Below are 15503 nucleotides of genomic sequence, written 5' to 3'. Positions count from 1 at the left end.
CGGGCAACGAGCACGGATCAGCGCGCTGCTGCGGTCGTCCGGCGTGGGCTCAGATCGACCTCGCCCGAGGCCAGCAGCCCGGCCACGGCGTCGCGCACGTCACTGCTGCGACGCGGGTCGGGGGAGCCCACTGACAACACCCCCACCATCACCGGGCCGTGCCGGGTGGTGGCAGCCTGCCTCGCCGACCCGGAGTCGGCGCGGGAGGCGTTCACGCACCACAGCCTGCGCTGGTCGGCCCAGCCGGCGACCCGTCGGTTCACCTCCTCGTCATCGGTCGTGGCCAGCACGAACCAGGCGGTGTCAAGGTCGCTGCGGCGCACCCGACGGCGGACGAGGCGCACGCCGCCCTCGGCCTGCATCCGGGCGAGTGCAGCGGTGGTCTCGGGGGCGACCACCGTCACCCGGGCACCCTCGGCCAGCAGCCCGGGCACCCGGCGGGCCGCGACCCGACCTCCGCCCACCACCAGCACGTCCCGGTCCCGCAGGTCGACCCCGATCATCATGATGCCCGGCGCTCCTGCCCGAACCCCAGGCCCTGCCCGAACTCCTCGTCCTGGCCGAACTCCAGACTCATCTCCAGCGGGACCTCGACGATCTCCAGCGGGACCTCGACGATCACCTGCCCGTCCTCGACGGCCACCCCGAAGACCGCCAGATCGCGCCCCAGCCCCGATCGGGGCTGCTTGTCGAGATCGGCCAGGCATCGTCCGGTCACGAGGGAGAAGACCTGCTTGTAGACCGGGGAGGCGACGGTGGGCTCGTCCCCCTTCGAGCCGGTGATGCCGCGGCTGATCACCGAGGCACCCGAGAAGGGGTCGAGGTTCTGCACCGCGTGCACCTGACCGTCGCTGAGTCGGAACAGGGCCACCTGCAGGTCGCCGACGAGCGCGGCCACCCCCAGTTCGGGCACCAGCCTCTCGTAGGCGCAGACCTGCACCCGGGTGGTGAGGGCATCGAGGGTGGTCATCGTCGTACCTCCAGATCTGCACCGGCGATCAGCACGGCGCCTCGGTTGCCCGAGGAGAGTTGACGTTCGTCGGCGGTTGCCGGACGACGTTGCCCCCGCTGTTCCACATAGGCCAGCGTGGGATCGGGCTCCTCGGGGGCGTTCACGAAGCTCGTGAACTGCTTGAGTCGCTCGGGGTCTTCGAGGACGGCCTTCCATTCGTCCTCGTAGGTGTCGATGTGGCGGGCCATGTGCGCGTCGAGATCGGCGCAGATGCCCAGCGAGTCGGTCATGATCACCGCACGGATGGCCTCGAGCCCGCCCTCGTACTCCTCCTGCCAGGCGGCGGTGCGCTGCAGCCGGTCGGCGGTGCGCACGTAGAGCATCAGGTAGCGGTCGATCACCCGCAGCAGGGTCTCGTCGTCGACGTCCTCGACCAGCAACTGCGCGTGCTTGGGGGTGAATCCGCCATTGCCGCCCACGTAGACGTTCCAGCCCTTGTCGGTGGCGATCACGCCGACGTCCTTGCCGCGGGCCTCGGCGCATTCACGCGCGCACCCCGAGACACCCAACTTGATCTTGTGGGGGCTCCGCAGACCGCGGTAGCGCAGTTCGAGGGCGATCGCCATGCCCACCGAGTCCTGCACCCCGTAGCGGCACCAGGTCGAGCCGACGCACGACTTCACGGTGCGCAGCGACTTGCCGTAGGCGTGTCCGGACTCGAGTCCGGCGTCGACCAGCTTCTTCCAGATCACGGGCAACTGCTCCAGCCGTGCGCCGAACAGGTCGATCCGCTGGCCGCCGGTGATCTTGGTGTAGAGACCATGATCCTGGGCGATCTGCCCGATCAGGATCAGGTGCTCGGGCAGGATCTCGCCGCCGGGGACGCGGGGCACCACCGAGTAGGTGCCGTCCTTCTGCATGTTGGCCATCACCCGGTCATTGGTGTCCTGCAGTGCGGCCCGGTCGGCGGCCAGCACGTGCTTGTTCCACAGCGTCGCGAGGATCGAGGCGACCGTCGGCTTGCAGATGTCGCAGCCGCGGCCGGTGCCGAACCGGGCCAGGATCTCGGAGAAGGTCTCCAGCTCGGCCACCCGGATCGCGTCGAAGAGTTGGGCGCGCGAGAGGGCGAAGTGCTCGCACAGGGCGTTGGAGACCTCGACCCCCGCCTTGGTGAGTTCTGCGCCCATGATCTTCTTCACCAGCGGCAGGCATGAGCCGCACGAGGTGCCCGCGCGGGTGCAGGCCTTCACCCCCGCCAGGTCGGTGCACTTCTGGTCGCACACGGCCGAGCGGATCGAGCCCGCACTGACGTTGTTGCACGAGCAGACGGTCGCCTCGTCCGGCAGTTCGACCTGGGGACGCTCGCCCGAACCCTCCGGCAACAGCCAGGCCGCGGGGTCGAGCCCCAGTCCCGAACCGACCATCGGACGAAGGGACGAGTACGCCGACGCATCTCCCACGAGGATGCCGCCCAGCAGGGTGCGGGCGTCGTCGGTGAGCACCAACTTCTTGTAGACCCCGGCGACCGGGTCGGAGTAGACCAGCTCGAGGGACCCGGGGGTGGTGGCGAAGGCATCGCCGAAGGAGGCGACGTCGACGCCGAGCAGCTTCAGCTTGGCGGCGGTGTCGGCGCCGGGGAAGGTGGCGCGTCCACCCAGCAGGCGGTCGACCGCGATCTCGGCCATGGTGTTGCCCGGCCCGACCAGACCGATGCAGGCACCCTGGATGCAGGCCACCTCGCCGATCGCCGAGACCCGGGGGTCGTCGGTCAGGCAGGTCTCGTCGACCACCACGCCGCCGCGCTCACCGATGCCCAGCCCGGCCTCGCGGGCCAGTTCGTCGCGCGGACGAACACCGGTGGCGAAGATCACCACGTCGACCTTGAGGTCGTCCCCCTCGGCGAAGGTGAGCCGGGCGGCTCGTCCGTACGAGTCGGCCTTGACGGCCTTGGTGGAGGTGTTGCAGCGCACGGTGACGCCGAGGTTCTCGATCAGCCGGGCAAGGGCCTGACCGCCGCCCTCGTCGACCTGCAGGTTCATCAGACGATCCGCGAACTGGATGACGGTCGACTCGGCGCCCAACTCCTGCAGCGCTCCGGCGGCCTCCAGCCCGAGCAGGCCACCGCCGATCACGGCGCCGCGCACGGGGCGGTCGATGCCGCGCTCGGCGAGTTCGGCGGCGCGCTGGCCGACGTAGGCGTTCAGCGCGGCCACGTCGTCGATCGTCCGGTAGACGAAGCAGCCGGGCAGCCCAGCCCCTTCCATCGGCGGCGTCCACGCGTACGATCCGGTGGCGAGCACGAGGTGGTCGTAGCCGAAGCTGCGTCCGTTGCGGTCGGTGACGGTGCGGGCCTCGCGGTCGATGTCGACCACGGCTGCTTCCCGATGCAGCGTCACCCGCGGGTCGTGCCACAGGGCGGGGTCGCCCAGAGCCAGGTCCTTGGGGTCGCGCCCGGTGAAGTAGGTGGTCAGCGCCACGCGGTCGTAGGGGGCGCGAGGTTCCTCTGCCAGCACCGTGACCTGGAATCGTCCGTCTTCGTCGCGTGAGCGCATCGCCTCGACGAAGCGATGGGCGACCATGCCGCCACCCACCACGACGATGTTCTGTGCCCGGGTTCTGCCGTTCGGGATGGGGCCCTTCGTGGTGTGTCCGGTGTTGGTGTGTCCGGTGTTGGTGTGCCCGGTGTTGGTGGTGCCGTGTGTGGTCACGGGATCATCCCTCCGATCGGCCCGCGAGTGCGGGAACCCGGTTCTGGCCGGTCTGGTGGCCGGTCTGGTGATTGGTCTGACTGACGTCATGGGTGGCGCTGGAAGGGCTCTGACCGGCCGCGCGGGCGCAGGACCGCACCAGTTCGCCCACCAGCCCGGCGCAGTCCCCGCAGCCGGTGCTGGCGCGGGTCTGCCTGCTCACCTCGGCCGCTGTGGTGCAGCCCTCGCGCACGGCCTGCAGAATGCGACCCTTCGAGACCGTGTTGCACTGGCAGACGGTGTCGTCGTCGCCCATCTCGGCCGCCGAGGTCGCCCTCGGGCGGGCGGCACCGGCCAGGGGGCGGACGATCAGGTGGGCGGGGTCGCGGGGCACCGGCAGCATCCGCGTGTACATGGCCGACAGGTCCGTGGCGCACTGTTGGTCGCCGATCACGGTGGCTCCCACCAGCAGCCCGTGCGCCACCACCACCTCGACGTGGCGACCGATGGCGGGGTCGGAGAGCCTCACCGTCCGCACCTCCCGCTCGCCCCTCACCTCGCGCTGGGTGTCGGCGACCGCACCGGTCAGACCCATCGTCACAACGTCGAGCCCGGGAGCCTTGACCCGCACCACGTTGGTGAGGTCGGTCGGCTCGTCCACCAGGTCGGACGAGGTACCCGTCATTGCCGCCACCAGCCGCGTCGACTGCCGCCACCCCTGGGCCACCAGGCCGGTGCCACCCTCGGGTGGCTGGGCGCAGTCACCGATGGCATGCACGTGCGGGTCGGCCGGGGACGACAGGTCTGGGCCGACAACAATGCCGCGGTCGCAGGGCAGCCCGGCGCGCCTGGCCAGCGTGGTCTCGGGCACGGTGCCGGCACACATCACCAGCAGGTCGCAGGGGAGGGTGCGGCCGTCGGTCAGCGAGAGCCCGGTCAGCACCCCGCGGCGATCGGTGACGGCGCTGATCGAGGTGTGGGTGACGACCTCGACCCCCAGCTGGGCCAACCGTCCGGTGGCGATCTGGGCTGCGGCGGCACCAAGCTGTCGTTCCATCACCCGGCCGGAGTGGTGCACCACCGTCACGGCGAGCCCGCGGGCGGCCAACCCGGTGGCCACCTCGAGCCCGAGCACTCCCGCCCCCAGCACCACCGCCCGACGCGCCCTCGGCAGGGTGGCGAGGATGCGCTGGGCGTCGTCCAGGTCCTTCAGCACGCAGACCCCCGGCAGCAGGCCGCGCGGATTGGCCAGGCCGTGGATGTCGGGGATGCGGGCCTGTGATCCGGTGGCGAAGACCAACCGGTCCCAGGCATGCTCGATGCCACGGGAGTCGGTGACGGTGCGGCCAGCGAGGTTGACCTGGGTGGCCTCCACGCCCCGCAGCACCTGCGCCCGGTCCGACTCGACCCAGGGTAGCCGCAGCGTGGCGCTGTCGGTCTTGCCCGCCACGACGCTCGACAGCAGCACGCGGTTGTAGGGCGCATGATCCTCTTTCCCCAGCACGGTCACCCGGGCGCCCTCGTGGGAACGGAGCAGGTCGTCCGCGAACCGGGAACCGACCATGCCGTGACCGATGACGACGACCTTCATGAGGCGATCACCCCCGCAGGTGCGTGGGCCGCCTCGATCCGGACGGCGGTCACCTTGAACTCGGGCATGCCGCTGATGGGGTCGGTGGCGTCGTTGGTGAGCCGGTTCGCGCTGCCCAGCCCGGACCAATGGAAGGCCATGAACACCGTGTCGGCCCGAATGTCCTCGCTGAGCCGCACCACGGCGATGGCCTGCCCGCGACGGGTGGTGAGCAGCGCTTCATCTCCGTCGGCCAGCCCGATCCGGTCGGCCAGCAGGGGGTGCACCTCGACGAACGGGCCCGGCTGGGCGGAGTTCAGCTCGTCCACTCGTCGGGTCTGGGCCCCGGACTGGTAGTGCTGCAGCACCCGGCCCGTGATCAGGTGCACGTCGGCATCGGCTCGCACGTCGTCGGCGGGGGCATGGTGCTGCACGGGCAGCATCCGGGCGCGACCGTCGGGGGTGGGGAAGCGGTCGAGGAACACCCTCGGAGTGCCCGGGTGGTTGTCGGCGGGGCAGGGCCAGTGCAGCTCCTCGCCGGCATCGAGGCGCTGCCAGCTGATGCCGGAGTAGTCGGCCACGCCACCGGCCGAGGCCAGGCGGAGTTCCTCGAACACCTCGGCCGGGTCGCTGCTGAACCCCTCGGTCACACCGAGCCGGGCAGCGAGTTCGCGCCAGAGCCACAGCTCGGAGCGCACCCCGGCTGGGGGCTCCACGGCCAGCCGGCGGCGGATCACTCGTCCTTCGAGGTTGGTCATGGTGCCCTCCTCCTCGGCCCACTGGGTGACCGGCAGCACCACGTCGGCCAGCAGCGCGGTCTCGGAGGGGACGAAGTCGGCCACCACCAGCAGATCGAGCGACCGTAGGGCCGCGGTCACCTTGGTGGCGTTGGGGGCCGAGACCACCACGTTGCTGCCGTGCACCAGCAGCGCCCGGGGGCCGTCGTCGGTGCCCAGCAGGTCGAGCAGCTGCACCGCGGGCACCCCCGGGCCGGGCAGGCTGTCGGGATCCACGCCCCACACCCGGGCCACGTGGGCGCGGGCAGCAGGGTCGCTGATCGACCGGTAGCCGGGCAGCTGGTCGGCCTTCTGGCCGTGCTCGCGGCCGCCCTGGCCGTTGCCCTGGCCGGTGATCGGCCCGAAGCCAGACCCCGGACGACCCACCAGTCCCAGCACCAGGGCGAGGTTGATGGCGGCCTGCACGGCGGCGGTGCCCTGCGACATCTGCTCGATGCCTCGCCCGGTGAGCACGTAGGCGCCGCGTCCACCCCGCGCGGGCGAGGCCTGCGCCAGCAGCCGGGCCGTGCGCCGCAGGTCGTCCGCCGGGACCCCGCACACCTGCTCGGCGTGCTCGGGCCACCAGCCTGCCACCGAGCGGCGGACGTCATCGAGGCCCTGGGTGCGGGCAGCGAGGTAGGACTCGTCGGCCAGCCCCTCGGCCAGCACGATGTGGGTGAGGGCCAGGATGACGACCAGGTCACTGCCGGGAACGGCGGCGAGATGGATGCCCTGGGCTCGTCCGGTGGCATCGGTGCCGGCCAGTTTGGCGGTGGCCGACTCCCGCGGGTCGACGACCACCAGTCCGCCGCGGGAACGCACTCCGGCGAGGTGCTGCACGAACGGCGGCATGGTGGCGGCGACATTCGACCCCAGCACCAGCACCGCGTCGGCACCGCCCAGGTCGGCCAGCGGGAATCCCAGACCCCGGTCCATGCCGAAGGCGCGGTTCGAAGCGGCGGCGGCCGACGACATGCAGAAACGGCCGTTGTAGTCGATGTAGCGGGTGCCCAGCGCCACTCTGGCGAACTTGCCGAGTGCGTAGGCCTTCTCGTTGGTGAGGCCGCCGCCCCCGAAGACCGCGATCGAGTCGGCCCCCAGCTCGGCCCGCAGCGCGCTGATGCGGGCGGCCACCAGGTCGAGGGCCTCGTCCCAGCTCGCCTCCCGGAACCCCTCACCGGAACGGATCAGCGGGGTGGTGATCCGGTCGCTGGCTCGCAGCACCTCGGCACAGGTCCAGCCCTTCTGGCACAGTCCACCCCGGTTGGTCGGGAAGTCCCGTCCAGCCACCTCGACCGGCAGCCTGCCGCCGGTGGTGAGGGTGAGGGTCTGGGCGCACTGCAGCGCGCAGTAGGGGCAGTGGGTGGCGACGGCCGCGGGCCCCGGTTCGCACGATGGGGTCATGTCAGACCCGCTCCATCAGGGCGCCCCTGCGCAGGAAGAACAGCCAGGTGAGCACGGCCATCACGCAGAAGACACCGACGTAGATCTGCAACGCCGGCACGATCGACCCCATCGACTCCCGCGACCACTTGTAGACGAAGGGGATCGCGAACCCACCGAAGGCGCCGACGGCCGAGATGATGCCGACCGCACCGGCTGACTGCCGCTTGAACTCCAGGGTGACCGCGTCGGAGGTGTCGGGATCGAGCCCGCGCAACCGGGTGAAGATGGCGGGGATCATGCGGTAGGTGGAGCCGTTGCCGACCCCGGTGAGGGCGAACAGGGCCAGGAAGCTGGCGAAGAAGAGGCCGATGTTCTGCTGCTTCACGCCGATCACGGCTGCCCATCCGGCCGCCGCCATCAGCACGAAGCTGACCACGGTGATGATCGATCCCCCGAACCGGTCGGCCAGCTTGCCGCCGTAGGGTCGCGCGACGGAGCCGACGAGCGCACCGGCGAAGCCCCAGGTGAGGGCCACGTCGGGACGGTTGAAGACCACCGTCAGCAGGGTGGGGAAGGCCGAGGAGTAGCCGATGAACGAGCCGAAGGTGCCGATGTAGAGCAGCGCCATCAGCCAGGCGTGCGGGTACTGCATGGCCCGGATGGTGGGGGTGGGGTCGGCCTTGGCCTCGCGCAGGTTGTCCATGAACAGGAAGGCGCAGACGGCGGCGGCGATCGCCAGGGGTGCGTAGACCAGGCCGGCGGCGGCCAGGCCGACACCGCCCAGACCGACCGCGAAAGGCACCAGCTTCTGAGCGACGGCCACGCCGATGTTGCCCCCGGCGGCGTTCAGCCCGAGCGCCCATCCCTTCTGCTTCTCGGGGTAGAAGAAGGTGATGTTGGCCATCGACGAGGCGAAGTTCCCGCCGCCGAGGCCAGCGGTGGCCGCGATCGCCACCAGCACGCCGAACGGGGTCTGGGGACGACCGACCGCCCACGCCAACCCGAGGGTGGGGATCAGCAGCAGCACGGCCGAGACCACCGTCCAGTTGCGTCCCCCGAAGATCGGAACCATGAAGGTGTAGGGGATGCGCAGCAGCGCCCCGACGCCGGAGGCGACCGCCAGCAGGGTCAGGCCCTGCCCGGCGGTCAGCGCCCATCCGTTCACCCCGGAGGTGACGAGGGTGCCGGCGGCATCGTAGGTGCCGTACATCTTCACCACGACGATCGACCAGAGCAGCCAGACCGAGAAGCCGATGTGTTCGGCGATGATCGACCAGAGCAGGTTGCGGTCGGCGATGGCCTTCCCCTTCGAGCCCCAGAAACCGGGATCCTCGGGCGTCCAACGCTCGATCCAGCGGCCCTTGCCGATGACGCCGGCCTCGGCGGGTTCGGTGGTGGCGATGTCCTGCACGGTCATGGGGAGCTCCCAGGGGTGTGATCGGGGTCAGTGTTCGACGCTGTGCAGTCACGCTAGGCAGCCCATGTTTCGACCGATCAACCGGGTGTGACGCGCCCGCGAACTCCTGCTCACATCGCCGTCGGCGCCGATGTGAGATCGGCCATTCGCCCCCGATCCTCCAGGTGTGTGACCGGGGCGTCCGGCGCCCGCTTGGCTCCGGGTGGCGAGCGGAGCACGATGGGGGAGTGACGACCGCACCGAAGCCCTCGGACCAGCCGCGAAGCACGTCGCCGCGCCATCTGGCCGACCAGGCGACGGGTCCCCAGGAGCGTCCGCGTGGTCGCGCGATCAGTCGGCGTTTGGCCGCGGGCTGTGGTGCCCTCGCCACCGCCGCCGGGCTGGCGATCTCGGCACTCGTGGCCCAACTGGTCGACCCCGCCGCCTTTCCCGTGACCGCGATCGGCAACCGACTCATCGAGCTGTTCCCGGCCGATCTGGTCAACTGGGGCAAGGAGAACCTCGGCACCGCAGACAAGCCGGTGCTGCTCGCGGGGGTCGCCGTGGTGGCCCTGGGTCTGGGCGCGGTGGCCGGACTGCTGGCTGCCCGCCGACGTCACCTGGAGTGGCTGGTCGTGGTGCCGCTCGCGGTCGTCTGCCTGGCGGCCGCCTTCTCGGGGGCCGACGCCAGCTTCCCGCTGACGGCGTTGCCCACGCTTGCTGCCGTGGCGGTCACGGTTCCGGTGTTGGTCACCCTGCTCGACCGGGCCGAGTGGCGCCGGTTCCCCAACGGTTCGATGGACCCCGCCGGGCGGCGGAGCTTCCTCACCGCGGCTACCGGGGCCGGGGCCGCGACGGTCATCGGGTTCGGCGGCTCCCGCGTGCTCGAGGCCACCATCGCTCCCGGCTCGGGTTCGGTGCCACCGCTGCCCACGCCGGCCGCCACCGCGTCGATCCCGGCCGGGGCAGAGCTCGCCCTTCCCGGCCTCAGCCCCTACGTCACCCCGGCCAAGGACTTCTATCGCATCGACACCGCTCTCGTCGTGCCGCGCATCTCGGCCGACGACTGGCAGCTCTCGATCGTCGGCATGGTGCGCAAGCCCCTCACCATCGACTACGCCACCCTCACCAGCCGCACCCTGGTCGAGCACGTGACCACCCTGACCTGCGTCTCCAACGAAGTGGGCGGCAACCTCGCCGGCAATGCCGTCTGGCTGGGGCTGCCGATCCGGGAACTGCTCGCCGAGGCCGAACCGCTGCCCGGGGCCGACATGGTGCTCTCCCGCTCCCAGGACGGCTTCACCGCCGGCACTCCGCTCGACGCCCTCACCGACCCCGACCGGCAGGCCCTGCTGGCCGTCGGCATGAACGGCGAGCCCCTGCCCCGCGCCCACGGCTACCCGGTGCGGATGGTCGTCCCCGGCCTCTACGGCTACGTGTCGGCGACCAAGTGGGTGGTCGAACTGAAGGTGACCACGTTCGACGCCGACCAGGGCTACTGGACGCCGCTGGGCTGGTCGGCGCGCGGCCCCATCAAGCTCGCCTCGCGCATCGACGTGCCCCGTGCCGGCGGCGAGGTCACGTCGGGTCCGGTGGTCGTCGCCGGCGTCGCCTGGGCCCAGCACACCGGCGTCAAGGCCGTCGAGGTGCGCGTGGACGAGGGCCCCTGGCAGCCCGCCACCCTGGCCGAGGTCACCTCGTCCGACACGTGGCGACAGTGGCACTTCACGTGGACGGCGAACCCCGGCGAGCATCTGGTTCAGGTGCGCGCCCAGGACGCCACCGGGGCCTGGCAGATCGAGGCCGAGGCGCGTCCCGATCCCGACGGAGCCACGGGGCTCCACGGGGTGCAGGTGACGGTGAAGGCGTAGCGTGGGGGTCTCGTCGACGAAGGTGGGGTGAGCCAGCGTGACCTCTGCGAACCGGGCGCGCATCGCTCTGGCCGCACTGCTGGCCCTCCCGCTGCTCGGGGCGTGTTCGCCCCGCACCTACGGCGTCGTGGGGCTGGCACTCGACGACCAGGGCAGGGTCGTGGCGCACGCCCACCCGTGCCGGCCCGACGCCGGCTTCGACCGCGCCGTGATCGACGTGCGCGCCGAACCGGCCACCCCCGGTGGCCCCTACACCAGCGTCGACGTGGTCGTGTGGGAGTCGCCGACCAGTGCGTCGGGGCCCGTGAGTTGGCGGGTGGACGAGGTGCCCGGCCCCTCGTGGCGTGACGGCCACGGTCAGCCCGCCTGGCAGCCATCGACCACCTATCGGCTGGCGGTCAGCGAGACCGGCAAGAAGGACCAGTACTCGCTGGCCCGACTCTCGTTCACCACCGACGACCTCGCGCGCCTCGAGCGTGGCCGGGTGTGGCTGGATCGTCCGCAGGGTGGGTCGATGTCGGTGGCCGACTTCGCCGCGGGGAAGGCCTGCGCACCCGAGTCGTGAGCCGGGCTCGACATCCTTGCCCCGCCGGTCAGCGCCGATGCCAGCCCGGTCGGCCCCGGCGACCTAGAGTGGCTCGGGTGTCGTCCCTGCGGTCGGCCAACTACCGCTGGTGGCTGGTCTCGGACTCCTCCGGCGTGGTCGGGGGGTCATTGCGCGGGTTCGCCGTGCCGCTGGTGGTCTACCTGCTCAGTGGGTCGGCCGTCTGGGCGGGGGCCGTCGGCACCGTCGCCGCGGTGATCACCACGGTGTTGTCGCTGCCCGGCGGGGTGATCGTCGACCGACATGACCGTCGGCGCCTCGTGCGCTGGTACGCAGTCGGCAGCGTGCTCGTCTGGGGTGCGGTCACCGGCTTGGGGGTCGCGGGCTGGTTGACGTGGCAGGTGGTGTTCGCGGCGGCCGTCGCCGGCGCGGTGCTCGCCGCCCTGTTCGGGTCGGCCACCGATGCCGCGTTGCGTTCGGTCGTCGACCTCGAGGACTTCCCGCGAGCGATGGCCGTCAACCAGGGACGAGACGCGGCCATCCGCCTCGCCTCCGGCCCTCTGGGCGGCCTGCTGCTCGGGGTGACCAGCTGGCTGCCCTTCCTGGGCACGACCCTCGCCCACCTGGTGCAGGGGCTGACCATCGGGCGGGTCAATGGTGACCTCGCACCGCCGGCGCGCGAGCCGAAGTCGGTGCTGCACGACCTGCTCGAGGGGCTGCGCTGGATGCGGGGACAGTCCGTGATCGTGCACGTCTCCCTCGTCGCGGTGCTCACGAACTTCGGGTTCGGTGGGGCGTTGTTCGCCTTCAATCTCGTGCTGCTCGCCACGGGCCACACGCCGTTCCAGGTGGGGGTGCTCGACGCCGCCTCGGCCGTGGCGGCCCTGGTCGGCTCGTTGTTCGCGGCCCGACTGGTCGCTCACGTGCCCACGGGCGTGCTGGTGATCGCGACCCTCGCGGTCGACACGGCGCTGTTCGCGCCGGCCATTCTCGACCAGTCGTACGTGGTGCTGGTGGCGGTCAGCGCCGCCGTCAGCCTGCTGGTGCCGGCGCTCAACGCGTCCGCCCTCGGCTACCTGTTCGGACGAACCCCCGTCGAGTTGCAGGGGCGCATGCAGTCGGTGCTGGGCGTGGTCTCGATGGGCCTGGGGTCGCTCGCTCCGGGGCTGGTGGGACTCCTGCTCGACTGGCGTGGCGCCCGCGTGACGATCGCGGTGTTCGTCGGGGTGTTGGTGCTGGCGACGTTGGCGACGATCTGGTCGCGGCCGATCCGCACCATTCCCAGACCAGCGGGCTGGGAGACGGCGTCCCCCAGCCCGTCCGGCGACAGCCCCGGCGGCTCAGCGCAGCATGAGCTGGAACCGCACCGGCACCCCACCGCGCCCCGCGACGTCGACCGTGACCCGGGCGACTCGTCCGACCCTCTCGAGTCGAACCCCTGAGCCCTGCACCCGCGTCCAGGGCGCATCGGCCAGTTCCAGCACCAGTCGCCCGGCGCCCTGGGTCGGGTCGGCGATGGCGACGTCGGCCATCCCGGGAGTGCGCTTCGAGATCACCGTCGCTGGTCGTTCGACGGTGAGGCCCGCGGCCGATCCCGCACTCCAGAAGGCGGCGGCGGTCACGACACCGGCCGTCACGGCCTGCACCTGGGCGGTGTTGCTGACCACGGTCACCGGTGGCTTGGCCGCGAGCTTGCGGGTGGTGGCCTCGTCCGCGTGGGGCAGCAGCAGATGGGCGTAGGTCCCCCTGCCGGACGAGGGGTGCAGCACCTGCAGGGTGGCATACCCGCGGGTGTGAGCGGTGGTGCTCCCTCCCGTGTTGATGGCACGCCACGAGCCGGTCCGGGTGATGGCCGAGGCCTCGACGGCGGCTGGCGCCAGGAAGACGTATCCGCCGGTGCCGGGCAGGTGGGCCCACCGTGGCTCCTCGATGCGAGTCGGCTCGCCGATGCGGACACCGTCGACGACCAACGCTGCGACGGCGTCCCCCGTGTTGCGATGGTCCACGACCGACCGTGTGCGCCCGCCCTCACCCGCGACGACCGACACGGACAGGTGGGGCGCCGTGGCCGAGCCCGCCTCCTTGGACTTGATCTCCACTGAGAGTCCTTGGCTTCGTCCATTGAGGGGCTCCACGATCGCCAGCGTCACCACCCGGCCGGCGGCCAGGTCGTCCGCCAGTGACGCGGTGAGATCGACGGCCCGCCATGCGAACCCTCCCTGAATGGTGACCTCGCCGATCCTGTCGCCCAGGGGAGGGCGGTTGTTCCAGGTGAGGGTGGCCTCGTTGAAGTCGCCAGTGCGGTACACGGCGACGGTGTCGGTGGTGCCGCCGGAGTCGTTGACCCGCGCGTGCAGGTTGAGAGCGATGCTGGCGATCGCCGAGGGAGTCGCCTCGGGGGCGAACCGCAGGTAGGTGTGCCGGGTGTACCCGGAGTTCACGGTGGCGACCGACTTGACCAGCAGGGTGCCCGACGCGCCGGCGGGGGTGTCGGCCCGCGACCCGTCGTTGACGTGGGCATCGGCCGACACGGGCACCGTGTGGGTGGCGGTCTGCGGGGCGCACGTGATGTCGGCCCCCAGACACGCGACCAGGTCGGGGGTCGCGAACCAGGTCTTTCGGGCCGTCAGCCCGGTGCCTCCGGGGCCGATCAGGTGCTGCGCAGCCAGCGACCACTCGTCGAGCACCGAGCCGCCGGTCCACTCGTTCTGGGGGCAGCGGGCGCCCCACTCGCCCTCCACCTTCGGGGGAAGGGGAGTGGTGTCGACCGTGGTGCCCGCCGGCGCCGTGAGGTCAGAGGTGGGCCAGAACTCGTCGTCGTAGTGCGCGTCATCGGTGTCGAGGTAGAGGTAGGTCATGCCCGCGCTGGTCTGGGCCCCGAGGTTGTTCTCGCCGTTGCCGCACTCGTACCACGCGATCCGCGACGAACACATCGCGACGGTCAGCGCCCAGCGGTTGTTGGCGCCGCGATGCACGAGCCGGTCCATGCCGGGGAACAGACGACCGCCACCCGTGTCGGGTCGCGCCACCACGGCAGAGCTGAGCAGGGCGTGCACGAGGGCGGTGCGCACGATGCTCGCTCCGTTGAGAATGTCGTGACCGGACGACCCGGTGCGCCCCGCCTCGATCCACTGGCGGCACAGTCCGCGCCACCGCTCGGCCATCGCCGGCTCGACCGCCTCCGCCAGGCGAAGGATCGCCTCGATGGCCGCGTCGCCGTCGGTGAGGCTGCGGCTTCCCTCCCGCGAGACGGCGCGACCGCGCACGGAATCCATCATCTGTCCGCGATACACCAGCGGTGCATACGACCCCTCGACGGCCTGGTCGAGAATGCTGCGGCTGGGGTCGGTGATCGCATGGCCGCTGCCCGCGAGCAGGGCGAACAGCTTCGACAGTCCGCCGAGCAGCACCACTCCGTACGTGCCGGTGTAGCCGATCGTCGAGTGCTGCACGAACGAGCCGTCGCGGAAGAACCCGTCACCGCTGGTGACGTACTGCCACGTGTCCGAGAGGCCGTCGACGGCGTGCCGCAGCCGTTCGGTGTCGCCGCTGGCCAGCGACCGAATGATCACCGCTTGGCACAGATCGACGCGGTTGGCGCCCGTGGAGGTGACCACCTGCCGGGGTGGCATGAACTGGGTCCAGGGGTCGGGGACGAAGTGGTCGATGGCGGCGCAGTAGGCGGCGATCTCCTCGGGGGAGAGGTGGTCACGGACGATGGCCATGGCGTCGGCCAACTGGCGGCTGGCCCCGATCTCCCACGACCACCAGTTGCCGGTCTCGGCTCGTCCGGCGTGGTAGACGATGCGGTTCAGGTCACGCAGGGCATCGAGCGTCACCGCGAGCAGGGTCGCGGACTGGTGGTGCTTCGATCCCGGCGTGGCCCATGCCCGGGCGAAGGTCGCCACGCGGGTGTAGCTCGACACCATCAGGGCGTCGTTGGTCAGCGGTTGGTCATCGAAAACCTGGGCGCGGTCGGGGGTGGTCACGAGGTGGGTCATGGCGTCCTCGACCGACGCATCGAGCGTGGTCAGGGCGGCCGCGAAGACGGCGGCCTCCGGATCGATCAGGTGCCGGCCGGTGAGGAGGTCGATCCAACGCTGCCGCAGGGTCTCGTAGTCGCCGTCGGTGAGCGGTGGGGCGGCATGGGCCCATTGGGCGAAGCCATTGCTGAGCGCGGCCGTGACGGCTGCGACGCCAGCGCCGGCGAGCACCGATCGGCGGGAGATGCGCAGGGGGACGGTGGAGGGATTGCTCATGCGGGGGTCCTCTTCGGTGAGGCGGGGGATCGCCACCCGGGTGGGATAGCGCTTTCCGTATC

The 15503-nt window shown here is 71.3% G+C and carries 10 protein-coding genes; 3 read left to right on the top strand and 7 right to left on the bottom strand.

Annotated elements, in window-relative coordinates; translation table 11 throughout:
- Positions 1–17: 17 nt before the first annotated feature.
- The 6 genes from ACSDQ9_RS08145 to ACSDQ9_RS08120 are packed head-to-tail and all read right to left on the bottom strand — an operon-like array spanning position 18 to position 8788.
- Positions 18–506, bottom strand: a complete 489-nt coding sequence (locus ACSDQ9_RS08145) for a precorrin-2 dehydrogenase/sirohydrochlorin ferrochelatase family protein (RefSeq protein WP_435145885.1) — start codon at positions 504–506, stop codon at positions 18–20.
- Complete coding sequence (nirD, locus tag ACSDQ9_RS08140; RefSeq protein WP_435145883.1) at positions 503–970, bottom strand: nitrite reductase small subunit NirD; 468 nt, start codon at positions 968–970, stop codon at positions 503–505. The genes ACSDQ9_RS08145 and nirD overlap by 4 nt, the downstream gene beginning before the upstream one ends.
- Positions 967–3660 (bottom strand): nitrite reductase large subunit NirB, encoded by a 2694-nt coding sequence (gene nirB, locus ACSDQ9_RS08135; RefSeq protein ID WP_435145882.1) that lies wholly within the window; start codon positions 3658–3660, stop codon positions 967–969. Before nirB ends, nirD begins: the two co-directional genes overlap by 4 nt.
- Before the next feature lie 4 nt (positions 3661–3664).
- On the bottom strand, positions 3665–5230 hold the full coding sequence (locus tag ACSDQ9_RS08130; RefSeq protein ID WP_435145880.1) for an FAD-dependent oxidoreductase: 1566 nt from the start codon (positions 5228–5230) through the stop codon (positions 3665–3667).
- On the bottom strand, positions 5227–7389 hold the full coding sequence (locus ACSDQ9_RS08125; protein ID WP_435145878.1) for a molybdopterin oxidoreductase family protein: 2163 nt from the start codon (positions 7387–7389) through the stop codon (positions 5227–5229). Before ACSDQ9_RS08125 ends, ACSDQ9_RS08130 begins: the two co-directional genes overlap by 4 nt.
- A gap of 1 nt (position 7390) precedes the next feature.
- On the bottom strand, positions 7391–8788 hold the full coding sequence (locus ACSDQ9_RS08120; protein WP_435145876.1) for an MFS transporter: 1398 nt from the start codon (positions 8786–8788) through the stop codon (positions 7391–7393).
- A gap of 227 nt (positions 8789–9015) precedes the next feature.
- On the opposite strand from ACSDQ9_RS08120, the gene ACSDQ9_RS08115 reads away from it, so the two are divergent.
- The 3 genes from ACSDQ9_RS08115 (at position 9016) to ACSDQ9_RS08105 (ending at position 12624) form a co-directional block, all read left to right on the top strand.
- On the top strand, positions 9016–10638 hold the full coding sequence (locus ACSDQ9_RS08115; RefSeq protein WP_435145874.1) for a molybdopterin-dependent oxidoreductase: 1623 nt from the start codon (positions 9016–9018) through the stop codon (positions 10636–10638).
- Between the two features lie 37 nt (positions 10639–10675).
- Positions 10676–11203 (top strand): hypothetical protein, encoded by a 528-nt coding sequence (locus ACSDQ9_RS08110; RefSeq protein ID WP_435145872.1) that lies wholly within the window; start codon positions 10676–10678, stop codon positions 11201–11203.
- A 77-nt stretch (positions 11204–11280) separates the two neighbouring features.
- A complete protein-coding gene (locus ACSDQ9_RS08105) occupies positions 11281–12624 on the top strand; it encodes an MFS transporter (RefSeq protein WP_435145870.1) in 1344 nt (447 codons plus the stop codon).
- Here the strand turns inward: ACSDQ9_RS08105 and ACSDQ9_RS08100 are convergent.
- A complete protein-coding gene (locus ACSDQ9_RS08100) occupies positions 12523–15441 on the bottom strand; it encodes a polysaccharide lyase family 8 super-sandwich domain-containing protein (protein ID WP_435145868.1) in 2919 nt (972 codons plus the stop codon). The two genes, ACSDQ9_RS08105 and ACSDQ9_RS08100, sit on opposite strands and share 102 nt — an antisense overlap.
- Between the last annotated feature and the right edge of the window lie 62 nt (positions 15442–15503).

Source organism: Aestuariimicrobium soli, from assembly GCF_051192575.1.
Taxonomy (GTDB): domain Bacteria; phylum Actinomycetota; class Actinomycetes; order Propionibacteriales; family Propionibacteriaceae; genus Aestuariimicrobium; species Aestuariimicrobium soli.
The sequence above is the reverse complement of the archived record's forward strand: the minus strand, read 5'-3'. Positions and strand labels throughout refer to the sequence as shown.